Below are 23,451 nucleotides of genomic sequence, written 5' to 3' on the forward strand. Positions count from 1 at the left end.
AAGCGTCTTATTATTATGCATGAAAAAGCTGCCACAGCAACTACTGTGACAGCTCTGTATGTATACTTTAACAGGAATAAATTTGTGACTAAACGAATTTCTTATGGTACTATATTCACCATAACCTTCGATGTCATGCCACCATAAGTACCCACCAATTCTGTATACCCCGTTGTTGTGCCGGCGGTAAAGCTGGTTCCGGTAACGGTACCCAAACCATTAGCCTCCGTTACCGTTACGCCACTGATGTCCGAGTTTACGATATGCCCATATTTATTCAATCCGTAAAACCGGGGCGTTATGGTGCCGCCTGCCTTTACCCGAACAGAATAAAGATCAGATACCAGTTTTACCACCGAGGCATCATCCGGCGCTTTGGATATGGCAAATAACCCATTGCCAACACTGGACGCAGTAGTTGTATTATTGGGTCGGTTTACCAATCCGCCGTTATTATAACCGGCCCCTTTTACATACAGGGTGCTATAGTTTCCGCCATTCATGTGAACGGCATCAGCAATGCCATACATTTTTAAAATCTCCGCCAGATCGCTGGTTGATATACCCACCGATACACCTGCAATAGCGCCCTCCGCCACACAAAACACAAGGGTCGATTTATCTGCAGAAGCGCCAATAGCCGTACGCGCTGTGCGGGCTGCAACCGGGTTAATAACCTGTCCGTTTTGCAAAATTCTACGGTCGCCGGAGATCATCTGCTGAATAAGGGTACCTGTTGCCGTATTTTTTGCATAGTTAACAATGGTTAGTGTATCGCCGATACTGGCGGTATTCAAAACCGTAGCCGAAAAATCGTGTCCCGAGACAACGGCTCCGCCGGCAGGTATCACTGTGCTGCCTACCTGGCCATACACTACCTTAGTGTTTATTTTTACGCGCACATTGGTATAGTCGCCCCAGGAGCCTCCAATGGGTACTACCGCCATTTCGGTTCCAAAATTATTGGTATTGGTATGACGCCCTTTGGCTGTATTATAGAGAATGAGATCGTCCGCCGCCCGTGAATTGTTCACATTCTTGATACCTATTTTTTCCATATCTGGTACCTGTACATAAGACACAAACTCGAAATCATCAAAATAAACGGTATTCCCGTTAAAATACACGGGTGCATACGCAGGATAATTATAACTCATATTCGTGATCAGCCCATCCACAATACAGGAATTATTTACCCGGCCCTGGTTATTGACACCGGGCGGCGCCGTAAGGGTTGTATTAAAAAGATCGCCGTTGACCCCCACAAAATACCGGGCGCCTGCTTTTGACTTGCGAACGGCGATATTCGGGATATTGTCCATACTGGCCACCGTATCCCTTGCCAGTGCCGGTTTAAAGGACAACAGCGGATTTTGTGTATCCATAAATGTAAGGTGCACTTTCAGATGATTGGTAGTGTAACGGTCTGTAAAACTCAATACCATGTATTTTGTACCCGGCCCAACCTCCATGATTGTTGTGGTATCAACATCGTAGTAGTTGTCGCCGATGCGGACACCTTCTTTCGCCGGCGGCAGGGTGTACGTGAAGGTTACTTTATTGGAGCGAAGCACGCCCGAGTTTACCATCACAAAGGCGCTTCCGGTACCATAGGGTACCACCACCACAATTTCCTTGCTGTTGAAAGAAACAATATTGAGCTTTTGAATTCCAAAAGTCACTTCACCCCCATTTGGAAAATCACCCATGATTGTCAGGGTATCGCCCATTACTCCCGAGGTTTTGCTAAGCCCCGAAATGCTGGGACTATTCGCCCCTTCCACCAGGCCTTGTTCATCGTCTTTGAAGTCCTTGTTACAGGAAATAAAGATCACTGTTAGTAAAAGCAGCAGCCTACAGTTACCCCATGTTTTCATTTCAATCGTATTTAATAACTTATAAATTTTTTATTCTCCCGCGAGGCTTTCTAAAGTTCTGCAATATAGAAGCCATGGATATCAAAATCAGCGTAACGGATAAGGTCTCCGTTGGCCTTTATCCCAATCAGGTCCTTATTTTTATACGAAAAAATCCGGCTGTACTTAAAAAAGCCTTTGCCTACGGGCCACCGGTCCGTAGCAAATGTAGCGCCATTTGTTCCCAACAAGTACACCAGCAAACTGGTGGGGTGGTTTACAACAACGGCATTATTGATAATGCAGGGGTCCTTATATATATCACGAACCCATCCCCCATTGATATTGCTTCTGGTAGCGGCTGTTCCGCTTGCGTTGAGCGTAAAATACCAAAAAGAGTTGCCTGTAGCATGCACACCATACCAGGCCCCGTTAACACCCTGGAAGAAGGTATTGGCAAAAACGGTAGCAAAATCGGCCGATTTATAGGCCAGCAGCGTATCTCCTATTTTAACATCCGGCATATTGGAAATACTCCAGCTTACGACACAATTTCGATAGAATCCGGATGTAACAACGCCTATAAGCCGGTTATAGCCGGAGTTAAAAATCAGGGAGGTTACACTATCGAACCCCGAGGCCACTTTTACGGGATCTCCAAGGGTCTGCCTGTCCTTTAGCGGGTATACCCACAGGTCGCCCGCCGTATCACGAAGCATTAAGTCATCGTAAAAATCAAAAAGACGTACGCCCGGCTCGTTGACCTGGGGTATATTTCCAATATACTTGCCCACGGGCAGCTGCTGGCAGTTAAATACATAGTAGGCCACCTGCAATTGCGGATCCACCGGGTGGGTGGGATCTGTTGCTTCAAATTTTACCGGCAGCACATACATGTCGCCGTTCGAAAGCCCGTCAAGATTTAGCTTCAGCGGAAGGGTTCCGGTGGTTAGCGTTCCTTTTTTGATCACAACGTCTTTATCCAGGCTAAAGTTTGCTTCGGGCAGCAGCTTTGCCGTCATTCCCTTTTGCGTATTATACGCATCTACAAAGGTCTGATCCAATATTTCAAATTTAACCGGAATATCATGATCCGGCGCTGTGGTGCCTCCAATGGTTACATTCACCACATTAAAAGCGGTATCTCTTTTATCCGCGTCCACGTATACCTTAAAATTGATATTCCCGCTAAGGCTGGCCTGCACAAAATATATTTTGTTGTAGGACTTGAGCTCTGCCTCCGCAGCCGGCAGGCTCTCCTTTGCACAGGAAGCCATACCCAGCAGCAGCAGGGCTGCTATACCGATTCTGATCCCTTTCAGTTTGTCCATAATTCGTTCCATTTAATGTCCGTTTAAACAATAAGCTATTTTGTTAAAAACTCCAGCTCAAACCGATCGAGCCAGGAGCTCCCGTTAACCATGGTGGAGGGTTTGGAAACCTGCAGCCAGTAGAGCATCATGGCCGCCACATCTTCATTTTTTGCGATGATTGCAGGGTTCAGTTTTGTAATATCCTGGCTGGTAAAGCCCTTGTGATGGGCAATAATAAAACCAGGAATCTTTAACGGTGAACCCGCCCAGGTTTTTGCAGTAAGCAGGGTGTCGCTTACCTGGGTTGTAGTAATAACGGTTAACCATTTTTCGTTATTGTAGGAGGCCCTGCTCTTCAGCGCATTCATAATATCTCCAATGTACCCGTCTACCGTCCGGATGGCTGCTTCATATTCTGCCCCGGCCTTAAAGCCATATTGACTTCCGGCATTTTGTACCGAAGAAAAACGGGCAAACACTACATCCCTGTTTTCGGATTTGAGGATATTTTCCACTGCGGCTTTTGTTGCCGCATCATCGGCCGTTACCACTTTTTTGTCGGCATCCGCCAGCAGGGTATTTACCAGGTTGGGCCAATTGGCCACAGCAGCAAATTTTTTATCGGGGATCTCGTCATGGATATAGCGAAACGCCGTCAGGTTCAGCGGCACAGGGATGGTATTGGTACTGTCTGCCGGCACGGCGTAAAACGTACTGTCCCATAGCCGGGTTTCAAAATTTCCGGTAAACATCGATCCCAATGCCGCCGTATTGTTGACCGGCAGGTTGGTGGCTGTACTGAAAGAATATTTGCCGTTTTGCAGCAGCGATTGAATGGCTTCCGGCTTTACGGCCTGTAATACATCCGCCGCCAGCCCATCAATACTGATCAGCAACATTCTTCGCTGGTTGGAAACGGCACGTACGGTTGTATCGGCCTTGTACTCTTCAATCTGCACGCCGGGATCCGGAAATTTTTTGCAGCCAGCCAGCAGCACACACCCGATGAAGGCCCCCGTTGCTATTATGTATAATTTTTTTATCATCATAAAAGTTAATTCATCGTTATTGTTATTCTTCAGTTGGAGGATATACCGGCGTTTGGGCATTCGTTCCGGTCGAAATGCCGCGTAATGCGCCAAACTCTGCAGTGGACGCCGTGGTTACCACCGGCGATGCTGGGAATGCGTTTGCAGATTCAAACCGGATATAGCGCACGCCTACATAACGCTTATTATCCGAAAAATTGATGGTATTAACCACATTGCCTCCGTTATCGGTAGTGGGGTTACCCGGAAGACTTGGGTTTGTACCTGTACCGGAGAAAGCCTGCGTCCAGTTTATATTATCCCAGCTTACCCATACCTTGATGGTCCTGGGGCGGAAGGTAGATGCCCCGTTGGCATAATAGAATCCGCCAACATCGGTAATGGCCCCCATATCGATCGTAACGGTATGTGGTGTATGCGTCTCTCTTGTTTGCCAGCGGGTATTAACATCGCCATCGATCAGGTTCACCGCATACAACGGCCCCGTGGTTGCTTCCTGGCAGCAGAAGCCCGACACCTTCCATGCTGTCCGCGACAGTTCCCTCGGCTTGGGCATAAGGGAGTCACGAACGCCGGTTTTGGTAATGGGGTTATAAAGAAAGACCGTCTTAGTCATAAAAGGATATTTCAATTCCATGGAATCGGCTACGGCCGCAGATACCGGAATAGACCAGGCTCTGAAGAAGGCCGAAAGATCTGTGTGGGTAAAGTCGCAGGCTTTCGTAAAAAAGTAATCCATACGCTGCAGGTCGTTCAGCCCTCCTTCTGTATAATGACGTGCGTCATATTCAATATAGCTCATAAGACCGTACCCGTAATATTCAAAAAGCTGTACAAAGGGCAGCAGTTTTATGAGGTCCCCATTGGTCCGGTTGCTCAGGTCGCGGTTAAAGAGGCTTGCATAGTTTTTAGGCAGGTTGGCGTACCAGATACCGGTATCTACGGCCAGCTTCATACCTTGCACCAGGTTGGCGTAGTTGATCCCCAGCCGGTTGGCCATTTTTGCAGAAAACAGGTTGCCCCCGGTTGCGCTCAAACCGCTGAACTGCCAAAAACCGGTGGTATTGTTCCGGCCAATCTCGTATAATGTTCGCCAGGCGCCCTTGGTGGTTAAAGCCTGGTAATTGGCAATCTCGTTCGTAAACAGGTTTTCATCCATCTGTAACACAATCGGGAAAGAGTTGTGCGCATACGCCAGCCGCGGCTGTGCGTCCATGATTACGCGTATGGGATGATTGGGCGCTTTGTTGAGTGAGTCGGCTGAAACATCCTCCAGCCCTTTCCATCTATAAATATCTTCCCCGATGATGCGATCCCATTCTTCCATCAACGCTGTTGGATTGGCAATTGGGTGCTTATCAAGAAACAGTTTTGGCAATTCAAAAACAATCCGCCGGCCTCTCAACTGGAACCAGGGCACCTGCGATTGTCGTACCTGCTCGTTCCAGCCCTCATCGGTGGATGTTCCAAGAACAAAGTCAGGAGCGCGTACGGCGCCCGAAACTTTCATGGTAACGGTGCCCAGTTCTTTTACGGTACCATTAGTCCTCAGATACAGGGTTCCGCCATAGAGGTTGCGGATCACATTCTTACCCGGTTGCAGGGCCACCTGGTTAAAGATAAGCGGGTCTCTTTTGGTGGCCGGCACCCCGTCCAGATTATCCGTCCAGCCTCCTATTACCGCTACAATACCGTTTATACCCTGCGGAACATCAATGCTGACCGGCTCTCCGGTAGCTGCATACAACCCCGTGCTATACCAGGGTTGCGGCGAAGAATTGATCCGGATATCCGACCCCGGCACATAGCGCGCCGAAAAATCTATGGTAACATCCACATTGGTCAGGCGCGGCTCGGTTTCACCGACAAGCCCCGGAAAATTACGGGCGGCATTCAGCTTGGAAAGATCTTTGCTCAGCGAATCCGATTGCCCGCCGGGCATGTTGGCCTTCTCCTCTCCGCCTTCGTAGTTATCGGCAAAATTGTAACCGTATTTATTACAGGCGGTAAACCCGATCAGTACCCAGCCCATCAGCAGCGATACGTATTTTAATTGCTTCTTCATAAATGTGCCATTTATTTCGGTTCTAAACCAATTCTGATGATATTGCCCACCGTTTCGTTATCAAACAGGCTAAAATTTCCAACAATGAGCAGCGCCTTTTTTGTACCTGATTTTGTTTCAAGGATATCCTGGATAGTGCCGGCCATTGCTCCTGTATTATTAACGCCATTTGCCAATGTGCCATCTGCGTTAAGGATCATAAAATTCTGGCGGGTTACAAAGTCATCGGTCCCCGGCGATTTGTACTTACCAAAGCTGCCGCCAATCACAATCCGTCCATCGTTCATCTGGCCGGCATAGGTAATCCAGTTTCCTCCAAAAGTACCACCGCGCCGCAGTTCTCCCATTGCAAAAACAGGGTCAGAGGTACCGTCTTCATTGATCATGGCAATACCCGTTGGCGTAGAAATACCGTTAAATTCTGTAAAGATTCCTATTACCAGTAGCTTCCCGGTAACCGGGTTGTAGGTAATCCGGTTGATAGCACCGTTGGCACTGGCCTTAAAACCGGGGTCCGGCTGGCCGTTATCATCCAGCATCATGATACGGGATACAGGGGCATTATTAAACGTTGTGAAGCTCCCCACCACGATAATTTTCCCATAGGGCGAACTGCCGTCCTTAATCTGCACCGCATCCGTAATATCCGAATTGGCTCCCTTCATGATTTGCCCCCGGGTATTATCGTAGTTATATGTAGTATCCAGGTTGCCGTCCTGATCCATGGCTCCTACATTGCGCATGTAAGTGCTTTGGCGTACTACATTGGTGTAGGTAGATAAATTATAAAGATTTTTGCGATGGTTGGTAAAGTTACCCACGCTGATGATGCGCTGCTTCTTATCAAGAAAAGCCCGTCGCACACCATCATTAAAGCCTCCGATAAAAGCGGGGAGCGTATCAATATTATGCTCCGGCTCCAGCGGATTCGGATTATACACATTTTGTACTACAGAATCCATCATGCCATTGGTATAAATGCGGGTCATATTATTGACCCCGTCACGGCCGTTGTATACGCTAAACCCGCCATAGATCAGGTAACCCGGAAACTGTGTAAGCGGCAATAGTCCGGCTACAACACCACTGGGCCCTGTGCCTTTGGCAAAATCCGTTTTAATCGTTCCGTCAACAGGATTCAGCTTCAGGATATAGCTCCTGCGCGATGGGATGACTCCCGTGGCAGACGGCGCATCATAAGTGGCAAGATCATTGTACTGGCTAAACGCCCCCAAAATATATACACTTTGAACGGTGCCGATATTTTCTGCGTAGATACCGAAAATAGTATTATCGGTACCGGAGCCCAGCACTACATTGCCCTGCTGATCATTGGCCAATTTATTAAAGGTAGAATCCAGCCATACATTGCCGTTTACCTTAAACTGCGGGCCAAAATACATCCGGTCCCGCACTACAATGGTAGCCGCTCCCGAGGATGCATTTTCCGGAACCTCAATCGTAATCATACTATCTAAAGGAGATATCTTATCAATCCGGGCCTCTATACCGTTTAATAAAAACTGCACATCGCCCGGCGCCAGATTAACCAGCGAGTCCAGCCCGGTCACCTTAAATTTCACCAGGGTTCCCGAGGCTCCGGACCCTGGAACCGGAGCTGCACCGGAAAACCTTACATAGGTTTTTACTGCAGGCTTATACGCCCCTGAAAAACTTTCCCTGTTCTTTTTTGAACAGTAAGTCCCTGCCATTAATAACGCCGCCAGCGCCATCGGCAGGAGTATTTTATTGCTCAATCGATTCATGATGCTCCGTTTCAGTTCGTTTGTTTTTTTATACCATAATATCTTGCCAGTACCCAGGCATCAACGGGATTAAACCCGAAGAAATGAGGCCCATAGCCCACACCGTCTATTTTATCGTCAACATCCGTTGCATAAGCCAGCACATGTACGATCCCGTTTTTGGGTTTAATATTACAGGTAGCCACCCGGGTAGCTATCCAGGAGTTATAAGGCGCTGCCTCATTGGGTACATAAGAAATATTGAGGTAGCGGTACCCCTGGTATTTAACCCCCCGCGCACTGGTAAATACGCCGCCGATATTCATAACCCGGCCGCCCACAGAACGCGAAAACTCACCCGGAAAAGCCTGCTTGTTCAAAAGATCCAGCTGCGGATAATCTTCCAGTCCCTTTACCGCCCGGAACATATAGTTGTACAGGGTAGATTTCCAGAACTCCGTGCTCAGGTCAGACAGCACCGAAATGGTGTCTTCACCAAGGCGTTTCAATTCAAAATTAAAGTACTGCATCGTACTGTTGATGGTGGAATCAGCCGGGGCAAAAAAAGTAAAATTACTGTCTCTGAAATTGGTTTCGAGGCCAGCCAGTTTGATCACCTGTACCAGGGTATCAAAAAGGACAGGTTTTGACTCCAGGTATTGGAGCATGGAACCATTAAACTCCGGCCGGCTCAAACCCGAATCCAGGTAGTACTCCTTTTGGCAGGCGGTCGTTGCCAGCAGCACAGCCAGTATGCTGCCCAATAATGTATATTTCAATTTGCTTCTCATCTGTTTTTATTTTACATCCAGTAAGGATTGGGTTTAATTTTTGGATTGGCCAGCATTACATCCGGATGAATCGGGTAGGTACAGGCGCCGTTCAAAAACTCGTCATAGGTGATCGGGAATGGCGTATACTGACCGCTAAGAATGCGCTTGGTACGCACCAGGTCATAAAAGGTGGAACTTTCGCCCATCAGCTCCCGCTCCCGCTCCCACCAGATGGCATCCGACAATTGCTGCCCAAACTGATTTGTTTCCAGCCCGGTATACAACTCTGCCCCGGCCCGGTTCCGCACCACATTTACATCGGCTACCGCCTCGGCATAACGTCCCAGTTTTTCCAATGCTTCGGCCCTTAAGAGGAAGGCATCTACATACCGGAACAGGATCTTGGCATCGTTAGGATTCTCCGTTTCCTGCTGGGTGGCAAAAGTGTTCAGGAATTTCTTAAATACAAATTGCCCGGTATTATTGTACATATTCGGCTGCTCAAACCAGTTATCAATCCGCTTATCGATCTGGCCATTCATTTCCGGCTCATAAAGCTGCATCAGGTAAGGCGTTGCGTAATACAGGTAGGTTACGTTCACATTTTTCTTATACGGCGTTCTTAACACGATATCGGCAATCGTAGCCATCAGGCCGAAGGTTTCACCAAAATTGTAGTCCTGGCCAATTTCAAACAGACTCTCTTTTGATGAGCCTTTAAAGATCTCCTTAAAGTTTTCGAGGGGCAGCAGCTCATAAGATCCTTCATTTTGACCAATCAGCTCGGTGCCCAGGCTCACGGTTTGTTCATAATAGGCTTTGTCATTGGCCTCATCAAAGCAGGCCATCCACATATTCATTTCCATCATCAATGCCAGCGCTCCGCCACGCATCGCACGCACCCCCCGCAGGGTTGGATCGGCGTAGGTCCACGGCAGGTCATTTTTTGTTTCTTTCAGGGCCGCAATACAATTTTTAAGTACCTCCACCTGGTTCATGCGCTCATGAGGTGTGTCATCCGACGGATCGGTAATATAAGGCACATCGCCCCAATGACGCACCATCAGGAAATAAGTGAGGCTACGCAAAAAGATCGCTTCGGCCTTGTATTGTTTACGTTCCTGATCGGTGATATCCGTAATGTCCTTACTGTCGATATTGGCGATGATCGTATTGGCCGAGGTAACGATCTGGTACATATATCCCCAGTTGGACATGTTCTGAAATCCAAACTGATTTATGCTCTGACTAAAATTTCCATATACCCCCGATGTACCGCCAACCGTGTTGATAAGGCTCCGGACACGGTTATTGTTCAGGTCACCAATATAAAGCCGCCCCGTTCCCAGGGTAGAGGGAATCCAGGCCGTGCACCGGTAATCGGCCATGGCCAGCAGGGAGTAGCCGTCCATGCAGGTATAGTTACGAAGCAGGATATAGGCCCCGGTGGTAAACTTCTCCACGTCATCCTTACTCTTCCAAAAATTGTTACCCGACATGGAGTCCACGGGATTTACATTCAGGAATTTTTTACAACCTGTGCCGGTCACCAGTCCTGCCATCAGCAGCAGCATCAATAAATACGTTCTACGTTGCATAAGTTGAATTTTATAATGTCACATTGATACCTACAGAAAATTTTCGGGGGTTGGGGTAGCCGTTGGGCTGGTCCCGTCCCAGGTCGGAAACATTCTCAGGGTTGGGCCCCGAGTAGTTGGAGATCACCCAAAGGTTATACCCGGTAAAATATACCCTGGCCCCCTTTAGCCGGATCTGGCTGATAAGCGCTTTATTTAAACTGTAGCTGAGTGTAAACGTGTTGAGCTTAATATACGATCCATCCTCCATAAAAAGCGTTTGATTATAGCGGTACGATGAAATGGCCAGGTTTTGGTCATAAGAATACGGGTTGGGATAATCGGCTACATCACCCGGCTGCTTCCAGTAATTATAATCATCAATCAACGGCAGCGATGAAGCTGAGTTAGGCGAATAGAAATACTGGAACCTTCTCGCCAATGGCGTGTTCAACACATCACGAAACAGGGTATAAGACAATTGCAGCGACATCGACCAGTTTTTGTACGTAAAATTATTGATAAACCCGCCCGTGATCTTGGGCTGCGGATCGCCTACGGCCACACGATCGCTGTTATCAATTACGTAGTCCCCGTTCAGATCTGCAAAAATGGGGTCGCCTCCCTTCAGCTGGCGGCCGTTGATCCGCTGCCGCAGCCCGGTAAGGGGGTCAACCGGCACATCTGCATCGGTGGCATAAACGCCTTTTGTGTTAAACACAAAATTGGTAAGAGCATTAGAGCCCAGGCGGTATAAAACGGGTAAGCCTAATTCATCCCCGGGGTTCACCACCAATTGCCGTGCATCATTGGGTAAATGGGTAAGCACGTTTTTATTATAAGCGCCATTCAGGCTCATGTTCCAGGTAAAGTTCTTGGTTTGAATGGGTTTGAAACGCAGTGACAATTCATGCCCGTAGTTTACCATGCTGATATCATTGGTAGGTTTATTGGCATAGCCCGATTCCGTAACAATATCAACCAGCCTGCTCATGTTTTCAACCGTGCGGTAATAAATATCATATTCAATGGAAAACTTCCCCTTCAGGAAACCGGCTTCCAGTCCCCCGTTCCAGGAATTGGAGGTTTTGGGCAGGAAGTAGGCATTGGGCGCCGTTCCAAAGCTCAAACCAACAGAGGGCTGCCCCATATAGCTGCCGCCTGGGAAATACTTTCCGTAAATTGCATATACATCACCCTGGGGCACAATATTACGGCCCCAGCTGCCGCGTAAGGAGGCGTAATCGACCCAGCTCACATTTTCCATAAACCGCTCCTTATATAGGTTCCATTTCAGCGAAGCCGTTGGATTATGACTAAAACCGGTCAATGGCCCGTTGGTGGATGTTCCGTCAATCCGGTAGCTAAACTCCACAACGTAGCGCTGCATAAAGGCATAGCTCAGGTTGCCTCCATATCCGAATATCCGCCTGTTTACCGGAACGCCGTTGGTTCCGAAACGGGAGTTGGAGAGGTTGTATCCGATGGGCCCGGAAATATAGTCATTGGGCGCGCCATACAGCAACAGCGCGTTGCTGCGGATCATATCTACCGACAGATCGGAAAAGGCATAGGCGCTCAAGTAATGCTTTTCCTTATCAAAGGTTTTGTTATACGTTAATACGTTACGGTTATAGTAGCCATTGGTGATCCTTGAAAAAGTATTGTACTGGGCCAGCGGGTTGGTACCGGTAGACAGGTAATAGGAGCTGCCGCTGTTTAACCAGGATGGATAAAAGGTATTACTGTTGGAATGCGAGTAGGAATGGCTTCCCAGCGCTGAGAACCGCAGGTTTTTATGAAGCACCAGGTCAAACTGCAGGTTCGACATAATGGTTGCGGTTTTATTATCTTCCTCAACCTGAAAGGCGGCCAGCGCATCACTGTTTTCCGTGTAGATACTGGGAGGCGGCAATGTAGTGGAAGCCATGCCACTGGTGGCCACACCCGTTTGCAGCAGCCCTACCCCGCTGCCATTGTTACGGATCGAATTATTAGCGTTAATGCTGGCAATCAGTTTCATTTTTTTGGATTGAGGCTCGTACACGGTATTCATACCAAGGGTATAGCGCGACATGCCCGTGTTTTCGATAATCCCTTTTTCGTTATAGTACCCAAGGTTGATCTTATAGTTGAAACCCGGATTCCCCCCTTTTATACTCAGGTTATGGTTCTGGTTATTGGTGTTTTTGAAAAAATAGGATTGCCAGTTGGTAGAGTTGTTATAATAAGGGTTTAAGCTGTCGGAAAGGTAAGGGTTTGCGTTTACCATCGCCCATCCGGCATGCTCGGAAAAGTACCGGTTATACTGCAGGATCTGATCGATCTTTGTCATCCGTTCGATACGTCCTCCATAGATATCCCGCAGCTTGGGCACCGTGCTTACAAAAAAGTTGGAGATATAGTTGATTTCCGGTTTTCCGGATCTTCCTTTCTTGGTATTAATGATCCACACCCCGTATGCTCCGCGCGATCCATATACCGAAATGGCCGCCGCATCCTTCAGAATCTGCACATCATCTATATCCTCGGATGGGATCAGTGTTAAAGGGCTTACCCCTGCCCCGGCAGTTGCAAAACCGTATTCGTAGTCGGTATTGGGGTCAATGGGCACGCCGTCAATAATAATGAGCGGCTGGGTAGATGCCAGGAAGGCCTCGTTACCGGAGCCGGAAACATCCACGGAGCTTAACCCACGCTGAAAGATGGAGCTGCGGGCACCCGGCATACCGTTGTTGGTTTGAATATTTACTCCCGGCACTTTCCCCTGCAACAGGTCTGCGAGGTTGGCTGCCGGAACATCTTTAATTTCATCCGAAGTAATTACCACCGAAGACCCTGTAGACAACACTTTGCTCCTTTTTGCAAATCCCATTACCACCACATCATTCATGGCGCTTTTGGCATCGTCCGAAGCCAGATAAATCGTCAGGTCGTTTTCATCCCCGTTCAATTTATATGTTTGCTTTTTATATTCCACATAGGAAAAATTCAGGGTTTCCCTACGGGTCATTTTAATCATAAACTGCCCCAGAGAGTCGGTATGAGTTCCCCTGTTGCCCACGATGACGGAAACCCCGTCAATGGGTTGCTGTGTTTGATTGTCGATTACCTTTCCGCGTATTTCGACCTGCTGCGCGTACAGCAATTGCGCCGAAAAACAAAAAAGCGTAAGCAGTAAACCCTTCAATATCCTCATAACTTTTCGTTTATATTTTCTATAAGCAGGTTAATCATTCGTGAATTTGGGTGATGTGTTCTTAAAGTGAAAAGCAATCTCCCAGTCGCCTTTTTGATAAATAGCGAAGGTGAATCCAAGCAATGCCGTTACCCCAAAGCCCCCCGGGCCTAAACGATAATAGGCAAACTTAACCGAGGCCCTGCTTCCGGAGCCCACTGTATAGGGCGTAGCGATGGGCGCCAGCGGAATGGGATAAGCCACTGTGTATTTTACTTCGGTATCGGTCAGCTTCATATCAAAACCATGCACCAGCCGGTCCCACTGGGTTTGGTTAAATAGTTTTGGATTGATGGGCGCATAGGCCGAATCAAGAAATTTAAATGTAAGGGTATTGCCCTGTCCGCCCACCAGCTTATTAAAATACACATCCACTTCGGTGGAAGACATGGGTACATTATCCTTACTCCTGGTGAAGTTTAATAATGAAAGACCGCTCCTACCCGAACTCAATGCAGGGCTGGAAGCCATACCTGTATTGAGATCATAGTTATTGGGATCATAAGGAACAGGCTTGTAGGGTATAAAACGCAGGTTATAAAAGTAACGGGTAGCGCCGCTGTTGGATACTTTTACATCAAACACGTAGCCAGAGTCTGGCCGGGTAAGTACCTTGGATGTATTTACATCGCCCCAAACCACCACATCGCCCGAAGCCTTTCGCATTTCGAAGATGCGGTGGTTTTCGATGGTGCGTTTGGCCTCAATTTCTGCCAGCGAAGTTTCAAAACCGGTATACGATCCCGCACCGGTGGTTTTCCATACGGTAACAGGATACACATCGTCCGTCAACTCCGGGGCAGGCTGACCATTGAACCGGCGCATATTTACGATTTCAAATTCCAGCGGCAATGTAGACTGCCCATAGCTAAAGGGGCTTCTTGAAATATAGTTGCGGCCGAGGATGGGCGAAAAATTGGTTGTCAGAAAAGTAGCCGAGCGGTCGATGGCATCCAGCTGGCTGGGAAGGTTTTTCTTACAGGACTCTCCCGCCACCAGCACCAGCGCACATAAAGCCGTTAAAAAAATCTTATTCATAGTCAATCAAAAAAATAAATTAATAAAGCATCCAGATTTCATCAAGATTCGAATAGGGCCGATCGGTATAAAGCCGGCCCGAAAACACCTGGTTTACGATAAACCGGAAATACCTCGCCTCCACTTTCTCTTTCTCAAACATAAATGTTTGTGGAAGTTTAATGGTAACAGTGGTTGGCTCAAAATCAAACCGGTAGCTTGTCCATACGGAGGAGTCGGCAAGATTGGCTCCATCGGGTGCAAACTGTATGGTAAAATCCACCGGTGAAGCATCGTGCGAGCCATCTCTCCGGCACTGAATCCTAACACCCCCAATGAGCAGCGTATTTTTCATATCCACTGTAAAATACAGCGGCAACGGCGGTATATTCGACTGAACGGTATGCCAGCGGGTATCATAGTCATTATCCAGCGCATGCGCTACCGTGCCCCCCCAGGTTCCCAGGTATTGCGAATGCCAGGCAATGGGCGTCCATCCGGTTCTGTCCCAGGAAGGGTTCAGTAGTTTATCGGTAAAACTGGCAAAGCCAAATTCGTGGTTTTGGGCAAGCGTGTGCACCAGGGCATTACTGGTTTGCACAGCAGCAATGGTGCTGGTTAAAGCCGATTTCCAGAAACGGTTAAAAATGGAATTATTCATGTCGCTCAGCTCTATTACCTTAGGGCCGTCTTTTATAGCGCCTACGGCATTCTGCTGCACGGCCTTGAGGTTCATATTATACCCAAGGACGGAAGGCGACCGGAGGCCGGTAGTCGACACCACCAGCTCTTCATAAGTATATACCCTGTTAAAAATATAGCGTGCTATCAGCTGTTCGAGCCCCAGGTAATGAAACATACCCGAATCCGGCCGGCTTAAATTATTGGGTGAAAAATACAGCGGCGCACTGTCCTGTTTTGCCCGCTCGCGGTTAAAATTGGTAACCGCCACTTCAAATGCCGCGTTGGGTATCGCAAATACCGTCATGGAGCCGGGTGATGACAGCAATTTTGCAAGATTCGGAAAGCGCTTGATCACTACCACCATCGAATCATATACCCCCTTCCGGCTCTCAAGGTACTGCAGCACCGTACCATCAAATCGTTCCGTTTCGATTACTTCGGATTTATAGTAGGGGCTTCGTCCCTTACTACAACCGGCACCAAGCATCAGCAATATCAACAGCATAGCTGCTACAGGTAAAACTTGCTTTTTCATATTGATTCCAATTACCGTTTCCAATAAGAATTTTGTTCAATCAATGGATTTTTGCTGATGATTTCCTGGTCGATGGGCCAGTAAATGCCTCCTTCATCCAGCAACTTGTTAAAGTCGGGGTTGTTTCGCGCCAGGCGGTTATAGCGCACCTGGTCGTACCACCAGCTGCCTTCCCCGGCAAGTTCTACCCTTCGCTCGCGGAAAATATTGTACAGAATACCTCCTTCCATACTGGCTTCCGTAGGCTGCAACGTAAACCCCGGGCGGGTTTGACTTGCCGTTCCGTAAAAAAAGCCGGGGGAATTACGGGGTTGCCGAACACTATTCAGGAGGTTAAAGGCCGTTCGCATATCACCCAGTACATAATTGGCTTCGGCCATTAGCAGCACATTATCTTCCCAGCGAAAAATAGGAATAGCAGAACCATAAATGGGGAAATTGCTGGATCCCGTTGCTATATTTTTGAATTTGGCAAAAATGGGAATATTGCCGTAGTAGTTCGAAAAATAAATGTCTTCGTAGTTGCCAAATTCCGGCTGGAAGGGGTGGCGCACATCACCCACATAATGAAACCAGCGGGCGATTGTATCGCGGGGAACATACAGATCCGGTTTGGAGCGTACCACATAGGGGCTTGCAAGCGTAAGGGATTCGATATGGCCTACTCCACTGGGCCCCGATTCCCGGTTGTTCATATTGTAAGGAAAGGCAATCATCTGGTAGCAAAGACTGCCTTTGATACCGTTGCTGTAAAACAAGCTATTTCTTCCCGCCAGGTAGGCCCTCGAATTATTATAACTGATCATCCCCGTGCGCGCGGCCGATGCATTGGCATTAATCTCCGTTGTTACGGCCAGCACCGAACGATAGTCTCCTACCCAGGCATACATGTGGGCCAGCAACCCAAGAGACTGGTAATAGCCCCAGAATGCATTTCCCCAGCTGCTCCAGGCCTGCCCGTAATAGAGCCCGTCATAGTTCAGCTTGGATTTATCATCGCCGCCATACTCTGTAGGAAGGCTATCCTTGTATTGCTTTAATTCATCAATACAAAAATCCATTACCTGGTCCTGCGGTGTACGGGCTACCTGGTTGGTTTCGCCATTTTTGGAGGCGGTAGTAATCAGGGGTACATCACCCCAGATGCGCACAATATAGAAATACAAAAAGGAACGCAGCATATGCGCCTGGGCGATGTCTACTTTACAGTTCATATCAGAATAGCGAAGATCCACCTTGCATCGCTCCGCATTTTCGATAAACGTGTTACAGGCATCAATAGCCGCATAAAAACGGCGCCAGTTGGTGAGTTGTTTAATTTGCGTAAAGCTTTTATTCAATTCGTTTTTAATAATCGCATCCAGGTAGTTGCCGCTGGAGGTAGCCACAAAGTCGCCCCTTCTCAGGTCGCCATACATCCAGTGACTGTTGTTTTCGGCCAACGCCGCGCGCGACAGCCCGTACAGCGCCACCAAACCATTGCGGGCATCATCATAGGACTGCCACATTTTTGTAGCAGACTCCGCCGATGCAACAGCAGTATCCAGCTTTTTATTGCACCCCGTTGTTACCAGTAAAATAATACCCGACAACAAGAAAAGGGTTTGTTTCAAATATTTAACAGACATAGCTTAACGAATCTTATTATTTAAAAATTCAGTTTTAATCCAAAAATCAATGATTTGGGAATGGGCAGGCTCCTGCCGTTATAATATCCCATATAATCCACCTGCTCCGGATCTCCGCCCGAAAAAGAAGTAAGGGTAAATAAATTGGAGGCGGTTACATAGAACAGCGCCCTGTTAAACTGCGCAGTTTTCAATACTGGCAATTTGCTTACATCATAACCGAGTGTCAGGCTGCGCAGTTTCAGGTACCCCGCATTCTCCAGGAACAGATCCTGATCTACCCGGTAAGGAGTGGTGCTGCTCCAGGGGTTATAAAGGGGATAATCGTTATAGTCGAAGGTTTTTTGCCAAAAGGTAATTTCCTTTATATAACTGATATCCCTTGAGTTTTCATTGTTCACAAAATCAAGCTTGGCAGAGGATAACCGGTTTAGCAGTTTTTGTCCAAATGCCATATACAGCTGAAAATCGAGCGTAAACCTTTTATAAGCAAAGCTGCTTCCCAGTCCACCCGTGTATACCGGCAGCGCATTCCCCTTCAGCACTTTGTCATTATCATCAATAGTACCATCATTGTTATTATCGGCCCATAGGGCATCACCCGGCGAAAAATTGATCAGTCCGCTAAATGTAAGCGGGTCATAGCCCCCGCTCAGATTCAGTTTGCCTCTCGGTATATCATTTTCGGTATTAATAATTCCTTTATTCTCATATACCCAATAGGCATCCACCGGCTTTCCTACTTCAATTTTCTTATTGCCATACACCATTGAGGTAAGTCCGTAAGGCAGTTGTACGAGTTTATTTTTATTCCAGCTGAAATTACCAAAGAGGTTCCAGCTAAAATTATTGCTGTTTTTCACCACCTCGGCATTGAATGTGAGGTCCAGCCCGCTGTTCTGCACCGTCATTCCCTGTACGTACTTATAAGAGAAACCACTTTCTGCGGGCATGCTTGTGGGTACCAGCAGGTTCTTGTTTTTATTATTATAATAATCCAGCCCCAGTACAATACGATCCTGATACAGGCCGATTTCTGTGCCGATATTGGTACGTACGCTAAACGGCCAATTGTAATATTCATTTACCCACCCAAAAGAATAAGGCTGCGAAATTCCTGCCAGGCCGGCGTAACTACCCAGTGTAGGCTCATCAGAATAGCCCAGGTCTACCCGGTATTGCGGGCCTATTTTAAACCGGTTGTCTGCAAGCAGGTTGCCAAACTGGCCCCATGATCCTTTGAGTACAAGCCGGCTCAACGTAGATGATTTTAGCAGTTCGTGCACATTGAAGCGGGCGCTGGCAACCGGGGTAAACAACCAGCGGGAGTATGCCGAAAAATTGGAGTACCCGTCATAGCGGCCCACAAAATCCAGGTCCAGCAGCTTTTGAAAGGAATAGCCGATCCGGCCATACAGGGAGGAAAGGTTGGCTTTTGATTTATCTGTAAAAGGGTATCCGAAAATATCGTTGCGGTTGAGGAACATACCATCGCTCAGATAGGTTTCCTTAATCTTAATAAAATCGTTGGGTGTATTGTAGGCCACTACATAGTCATACTTAACAAAATCAGAAATATAGTTCTGCCCCGCCTCCAGCCGGATCCTGTGATCGGTGTTGTTGAGCGGCAGGTTATATTTAATATTGTTCATTACCGTAAACCGCTGGTTAAACCCGGTATAAACAGAACCGAAGTTATTGTTATCCATCAGGGCCTTTCCATAAAACACATCCCTCAATGATTCTTCATAATCAACAGCCAGCCGGGTATTCAGCTCCAGATCATTAAATTTTGCACGTGCGCCAAACGAACCGAAAAAGGAGTTGTTGATATTATCATCTACCGAGCCGGTATATTTTTTCAGGAAACTTTTATAGGCATCCGCATTGGGCGCTAAAGGATTGGCAAGATCGGGCACAAATCTTGTTTCGGCAAAACGATCTCTGAGGCTGCGGTTACGATCCCTGTCTATCCGGGTGGCATTTACATTACCGGTTATCGTCAGCCACTTTGCCGGCAGCATATTAATGCCAAAAACAATATTGTACCGGTTAAGAGCAGTGGCATCAAAACTATGGTCTTTCGTTTTGCTGATATTGAACATAAAGTTGGCCCGCTCCATACCACCCAGTAACCCTACTCCGATATAGTGAACCGGTTTAGCTTTGTAATAAACATCAGTCCAGTCAGAAGGTCCGTAAAAATTGGGATCCAGTGTGTTGGCTACATATAAGGGCCGGTTCTGAATCTGGTCCAGCGTGGCATATTTCTGGTAGTACCGTTCCCTGAATTCATTTTCATACTGGCTGTTAATACTATAAACGGAGGGGCGCTGCAGCACTCCAAAATAGGAGTCTACATTAATTTTGCGGAACCCCGACTGGGCGCTCTTGGTGGTAATCCAAATGGCGCCATTGGTTGCCATAGGCCCCAATACTGCCAGGTCAGAAGGTGTTTTCAACACTTCAACCTTTTCAATATTGTTCACATCAATCGTTGATAAAAAGTTGGTGCCGGAACCAATCCGGTTAAAATCATACCGTTGAATATTATAAGTTAATGCGTTTTCCTGTACCAGGGGTACCCCGTTTACAAAGATGGCCGGTTGTTGTGCAATCAGGTCCTGTTTATTAAATACAGGCATGTTCAGCCCTCTTATAAACATAAACTGGTCGGCTCCCGGCTCCCCGCTTTCTTCATTCACATATAAGCCGGCAGCCCTCCCTTTGAGGTATTGCTGCACACTGATAAACGGCGCCTTTTTTACTCCGTCTAAATGCACCAGGGTCAATACAGAAGACGTATCGCTCAACCCGGGGTGATTAGAACGTTTTAATTCATTGTTAAATTGCTGACTGGCGGCCACTTTCTGTATTGAGTCCCGCTTTTCATCATCCGAAAGAGAATCAACCTGCGCCTTACTGTGAAGAGAGATCCCCACCAGCAAAAAGACAATCAATTGCCACCTGCAATGCATAAACCGCTTTTTCAATTGCATAATAAACAGTTAATCAAATCTGAAAGAATTCTATTTTCAATATGCTTTTCTATAGTTGCTCTGATACAGCAATACTACAATCGTTATCTTCAAATAAACAGCTCGTTTCCAAAAATCATGAATCCCAAAATCTTAAAAACGTTAAAAAATGTTTATTTCTTGTTAATCAAGTTCAAATATATAAGACTAATATGGTTAAATCAAAACTTATTTAAATTTTTTTACAAAATTTTTTTTGTTAAAATATAATTAATAAATCCTTAATATTTAAGTAAAATAGGCTTGTACCCGCCAATATCTTCAATAAAAAAAACACTAAAAACTAAAAAGCTTTTATAAATAATTAAACAAACAAAACATTAAGCTACATTTTAATGGATTTTGATTTATTTCTTTTTCAGCGGAAAGACTTTATGTATTCGTAATAAATAGAAACATACCGCAATTATCCTGTCAAAAAACAGCAAAAAATTGCGTAAATCCAAATATTGGGACTCAGAAAATGGCAGGTTCAAATATGGGAGCTTATATAACTCATAGGCACAAAAAAAGCTGTTGCCACAATGGAACAGCTTCTCTATTTTTAATTTCCGAATATCTTATTTGTTTGCCCTCAGTTTCATGCGCAATTTTTTTACAAAGACAACCGGTACGCCAGTCGTTTCTGCAGCCTGAACATCCGTAAAACCATGCTTAAGGATAAGATTTTCGACAACTTCATAACTCTTTTGTTCCGCGCCTTTCTCTATTCCTTTCTCCATGCCTTTCTCCATACCTTTCTCCATACCTTTTTCCATTCCTTCTTGCATGCCTTTTTCCATTCCTTCTGCTGTACCTTTCGCAATGCCCTTGGCGATGCCCTTCGCAATGCCGATGGCCATGCCTTCCGATATGGCTTTCTCCTTGGCAGTTTTTAATACAGCATACTCCGTCCACCGGTCTAAAACGTCTTTCTGGTATAACATATATTCCTCCTTTTTTAAGTTAGCTACCTCTGCTATTTCAAACACCTGCTGAAATGTTTCTTCCCGTAAAGTTAATGGAATTTCTTTCATTTTTCCCATATTCCGCAAGAGATACAACCATCGTTCCAAATCAGTTTTTAACGCTGCTGCGCCAAGCTTAAAATTGGGCAACTCCAGGAATATGAATTCCAGTTTATCATAAAACACGCGGCCTGTTGAGGCTTCAGTTAGCTGTACCTGGCAAATCCATTGGCCAGATAATGATCCGTCAAAGTTAAAATCTACAATCCCTATAAAATACACTTCTTTCAATTCAAAATCCCAATGCTTGTTCCCTTTTATGCCCTGCTCGTGCAATTGACTGGCGGTATAAAAAAGTGCGCGGTCTTTAAAAAACTTCTGATCGGCGCGCTGAATCTCAATGATAAACGTTTCGCCATTAGCGCCCGTGCAGGTGATATCAAAAACCGCTTTGCGGTAATGCTTTGCCGGGCCATGCCTTTCCTGGGGATTGTATACCAGGTCGCAAATAGTCTTCCGACCTTTGAACAAGGCATTCAAAAAGGAAATCAGCAGGTCTTTACTGGGTTCGGAACCAAAGATTCTTTTAAAACCAAAATCGGTTAGCGGGTCAATGTACCGGCCTATCGGAGGTACACCCGTATTTTTCATAGTAGCCATGCTTAAAGATACAATTTTTATTGAATGTATCCCTGACACGTCAGCAGTAATCCTCTATTTTCAAATTAAAAAGGGAGTACCCCTCATCAGGATACCCCTTATTTTGTTAGATGATGTACTTATTTCTTTACCGAAAATTTATAATAAGAAACGGTATGATATGTTGCACCGGGTTTTAATTCCACGCTTGGGAAAGCCGGCTGGTTGGGCGAATCGGGGAAGTGCTGTGTTTCCGCACAAAAGGCTCCGCGATGAATATCCTTTGCACCGGATTTCAGAGTATTTTTTCCTTCATTGAAATTGCCGCTGTAAAACTGTAATCCCGGCTCCTGAGTATAAATATCCATTACGATTCCCGATTGATCACCGGTGAAGGTAGCAGCATGCGTTAAACCATAATCGCCTTTTGTACCATTCAGGACATAGTTATGATCATAGCCCCTTCCATATTTCAGCTGCGTATCATCTTCCCCGATGCGGGCACCGATCGCAACCGGCTTCGTAAAATCGAAGGGTGTTCCGGCAACAGGGTCCAGCTTACCGGTTGGGATCAGCGTGGAATCCACTGGTGTATATTTATCGGCATAAATTTGAGCAGTTTGCTGTAGGATGTCGCCGCTGCCCTCACCATTCAGGTTAAAATAAGCATGGTTAGTCAGGTTTACAATCGTGTTCTTATTGGTTGTTGCCTGGTACTCCATTTTTATGGCATTATCTGAAGTAAGGCTGTAAGTAACTTTTACTTTCAGTTCACCCGGAAAACCTTCTTCCATATCCGGGCTGACATAGCTCAGCTCAAGGGTACTGTCATTGGGCTGTGCCGCATCCCATACTACATACTGGAATCCCTTTTTGCCCCCATGCAGGTTGTTAGGTCCGTTATTTGCAGCCAGTGTATATTCTTTGCCGTCCAGCTTAAAGCGGGCCTTTGCTATCCGGTTGCCATAACGTCCGATGGTTGCGCCCAGGTAGGCCTCCGTTGCGTTCTGATAACCGTCTACACTATTTAAACCGATAACCACGTCTGTAGACTTGCCGGATTTGTCGGGAACCCAAAGCCCCACAATACGGCCGCCGTAGCTGGTAATAGCCACGCGCATCCCATCATTGTTCTTTAAAGTATACAACCCGGTCTTCTTGCCGTCGATCGTTGCCTCAAAATTCGCAGGGTTCAGGGCCCCTGTACTATCAGTACCGGCTACCCCGGTGGAATCAGATGTATTTTGCGTCTCTGCTTTATTTTCCGGGTTAGTGCAGGCGACTGCTCCCGCTGCCAAAACCACCAGTGCTGCCATCTTTAGAGTTTGATTCATGTTGATCTTTTTA

The 23,451-nt window shown here is 46.7% G+C and carries 14 protein-coding genes; all 14 read right to left on the reverse strand.

Annotated elements, in window-relative coordinates:
• Positions 1–101 precede the first annotated feature (101 nt).
• Positions 102–1,877 (reverse strand): phosphodiester glycosidase family protein, encoded by a 1,776-nt coding sequence (locus GGU45_RS09585; protein WP_435224160.1) that lies wholly within the window; start codon positions 1,875–1,877, stop codon positions 102–104.
• 50 nt (positions 1,878–1,927) lie between these two features.
• On the reverse strand, positions 1,928–3,199 hold the full coding sequence (locus tag GGU45_RS09590) for a DUF1735 domain-containing protein (RefSeq protein ID WP_435224162.1): 1,272 nt from the start codon (positions 3,197–3,199) through the stop codon (positions 1,928–1,930).
• A 23-nt stretch (positions 3,200–3,222) separates the two neighbouring features.
• Complete coding sequence (locus tag GGU45_RS09595) at positions 3,223–4,218, reverse strand: alkaline phosphatase family protein (protein WP_435224164.1); 996 nt, start codon at positions 4,216–4,218, stop codon at positions 3,223–3,225.
• 22 nt (positions 4,219–4,240) lie between these two features.
• Entirely contained in the window at positions 4,241–6,283 is a 2,043-nt protein-coding gene (locus GGU45_RS09600; RefSeq protein WP_435224166.1) for a M60 family metallopeptidase, read from the reverse strand.
• Positions 6,284–6,294: 11 nt separating this feature from the next.
• A complete protein-coding gene (locus tag GGU45_RS09605) occupies positions 6,295–8,049 on the reverse strand; it encodes a DUF5008 domain-containing protein (protein WP_435224168.1) in 1,755 nt (584 codons plus the stop codon).
• A gap of 11 nt (positions 8,050–8,060) precedes the next feature.
• A complete protein-coding gene (locus GGU45_RS09610; protein ID WP_435224170.1) occupies positions 8,061–8,819 on the reverse strand; it encodes a hypothetical protein in 759 nt (252 codons plus the stop codon).
• Positions 8,820–8,830: 11 nt separating this feature from the next.
• Positions 8,831–10,399, reverse strand: a complete 1,569-nt coding sequence (locus GGU45_RS09615) for a RagB/SusD family nutrient uptake outer membrane protein (RefSeq protein WP_435224172.1) — start codon at positions 10,397–10,399, stop codon at positions 8,831–8,833.
• Between the two features lie 10 nt (positions 10,400–10,409).
• Entirely contained in the window at positions 10,410–13,577 is a 3,168-nt protein-coding gene (locus tag GGU45_RS09620) for a SusC/RagA family TonB-linked outer membrane protein (protein ID WP_435224174.1), read from the reverse strand.
• Between the two features lie 30 nt (positions 13,578–13,607).
• The gene (locus GGU45_RS09625; protein ID WP_435224175.1) at positions 13,608–14,654 is read right to left on the reverse strand and encodes a DUF5007 domain-containing protein; all 1,047 of its coding nucleotides are present in this window, start codon (positions 14,652–14,654) and stop codon (positions 13,608–13,610) included.
• 19 nt (positions 14,655–14,673) lie between these two features.
• A complete protein-coding gene (locus GGU45_RS09630; RefSeq protein ID WP_435224177.1) occupies positions 14,674–15,852 on the reverse strand; it encodes a discoidin domain-containing protein in 1,179 nt (392 codons plus the stop codon).
• An 11-nt stretch (positions 15,853–15,863) separates the two neighbouring features.
• Positions 15,864–17,480: a RagB/SusD family nutrient uptake outer membrane protein gene (locus tag GGU45_RS09635; RefSeq protein ID WP_435224179.1), complete on the reverse strand. Its 1,617-nt coding sequence runs from the start codon at positions 17,478–17,480 to the stop codon at positions 15,864–15,866.
• 20 nt (positions 17,481–17,500) lie between these two features.
• Positions 17,501–20,479: a SusC/RagA family TonB-linked outer membrane protein gene (locus tag GGU45_RS09640; RefSeq protein WP_435224181.1), complete on the reverse strand. Its 2,979-nt coding sequence runs from the start codon at positions 20,477–20,479 to the stop codon at positions 17,501–17,503.
• A 599-nt stretch (positions 20,480–21,078) separates the two neighbouring features.
• Positions 21,079–22,125, reverse strand: a complete 1,047-nt coding sequence (locus GGU45_RS09645) for an Rpn family recombination-promoting nuclease/putative transposase (RefSeq protein ID WP_435224182.1) — start codon at positions 22,123–22,125, stop codon at positions 21,079–21,081.
• Positions 22,126–22,244: 119 nt separating this feature from the next.
• Complete coding sequence (locus GGU45_RS09650) at positions 22,245–23,438, reverse strand: aldose epimerase family protein (protein ID WP_435224184.1); 1,194 nt, start codon at positions 23,436–23,438, stop codon at positions 22,245–22,247.
• Positions 23,439–23,451: the final 13 nt, after the last annotated feature.

Source organism: Niabella hirudinis, from assembly GCF_051201075.1.
In the GTDB taxonomy this organism is placed as follows: domain Bacteria; phylum Bacteroidota; class Bacteroidia; order Chitinophagales; family Chitinophagaceae; genus Niabella; species Niabella hirudinis.

Excerpts from the sequence above, each read along its gene's own strand:
- GGU45_RS09610 (WP_435224170.1), bottom strand. The coding sequence starts at position 8,819 with ATGAGAAGCAAATTGAAATATACATTATTGGGCAGCATACTGGCTGTG.
- GGU45_RS09620 (WP_435224174.1), bottom strand. The coding sequence starts at position 13,577 with ATGAGGATATTGAAGGGTTTACTGCTTACGCTTTTTTGTTTTTCGGCG.
- GGU45_RS09585 (WP_435224160.1), bottom strand. The coding sequence starts at position 1,877 with ATGAAAACATGGGGTAACTGTAGGCTGCTGCTTTTACTAACAGTGATC.
- GGU45_RS09630 (WP_435224177.1), bottom strand. The coding sequence starts at position 15,852 with ATGAAAAAGCAAGTTTTACCTGTAGCAGCTATGCTGTTGATATTGCTG.
- GGU45_RS09615 (WP_435224172.1), bottom strand. The coding sequence starts at position 10,399 with ATGCAACGTAGAACGTATTTATTGATGCTGCTGCTGATGGCAGGACTG.
- GGU45_RS09595 (WP_435224164.1), bottom strand. The coding sequence starts at position 4,218 with ATGATGATAAAAAAATTATACATAATAGCAACGGGGGCCTTCATCGGG.
- GGU45_RS09645 (WP_435224182.1), bottom strand. The coding sequence starts at position 22,125 with ATGGCTACTATGAAAAATACGGGTGTACCTCCGATAGGCCGGTACATT.
- GGU45_RS09625 (WP_435224175.1), bottom strand. The coding sequence starts at position 14,654 with ATGAATAAGATTTTTTTAACGGCTTTATGTGCGCTGGTGCTGGTGGCG.
- GGU45_RS09605 (WP_435224168.1), bottom strand. The coding sequence starts at position 8,049 with ATGAATCGATTGAGCAATAAAATACTCCTGCCGATGGCGCTGGCGGCG.
- GGU45_RS09640 (WP_435224181.1), bottom strand. The coding sequence starts at position 20,479 with ATGCAATTGAAAAAGCGGTTTATGCATTGCAGGTGGCAATTGATTGTC.
- GGU45_RS09650 (WP_435224184.1), bottom strand. The coding sequence starts at position 23,438 with ATGAATCAAACTCTAAAGATGGCAGCACTGGTGGTTTTGGCAGCGGGA.
- GGU45_RS09600 (WP_435224166.1), bottom strand. The coding sequence starts at position 6,283 with ATGAAGAAGCAATTAAAATACGTATCGCTGCTGATGGGCTGGGTACTG.
- GGU45_RS09590 (WP_435224162.1), bottom strand. The coding sequence starts at position 3,199 with ATGGAACGAATTATGGACAAACTGAAAGGGATCAGAATCGGTATAGCA.
- GGU45_RS09635 (WP_435224179.1), bottom strand. The coding sequence starts at position 17,480 with ATGTCTGTTAAATATTTGAAACAAACCCTTTTCTTGTTGTCGGGTATT.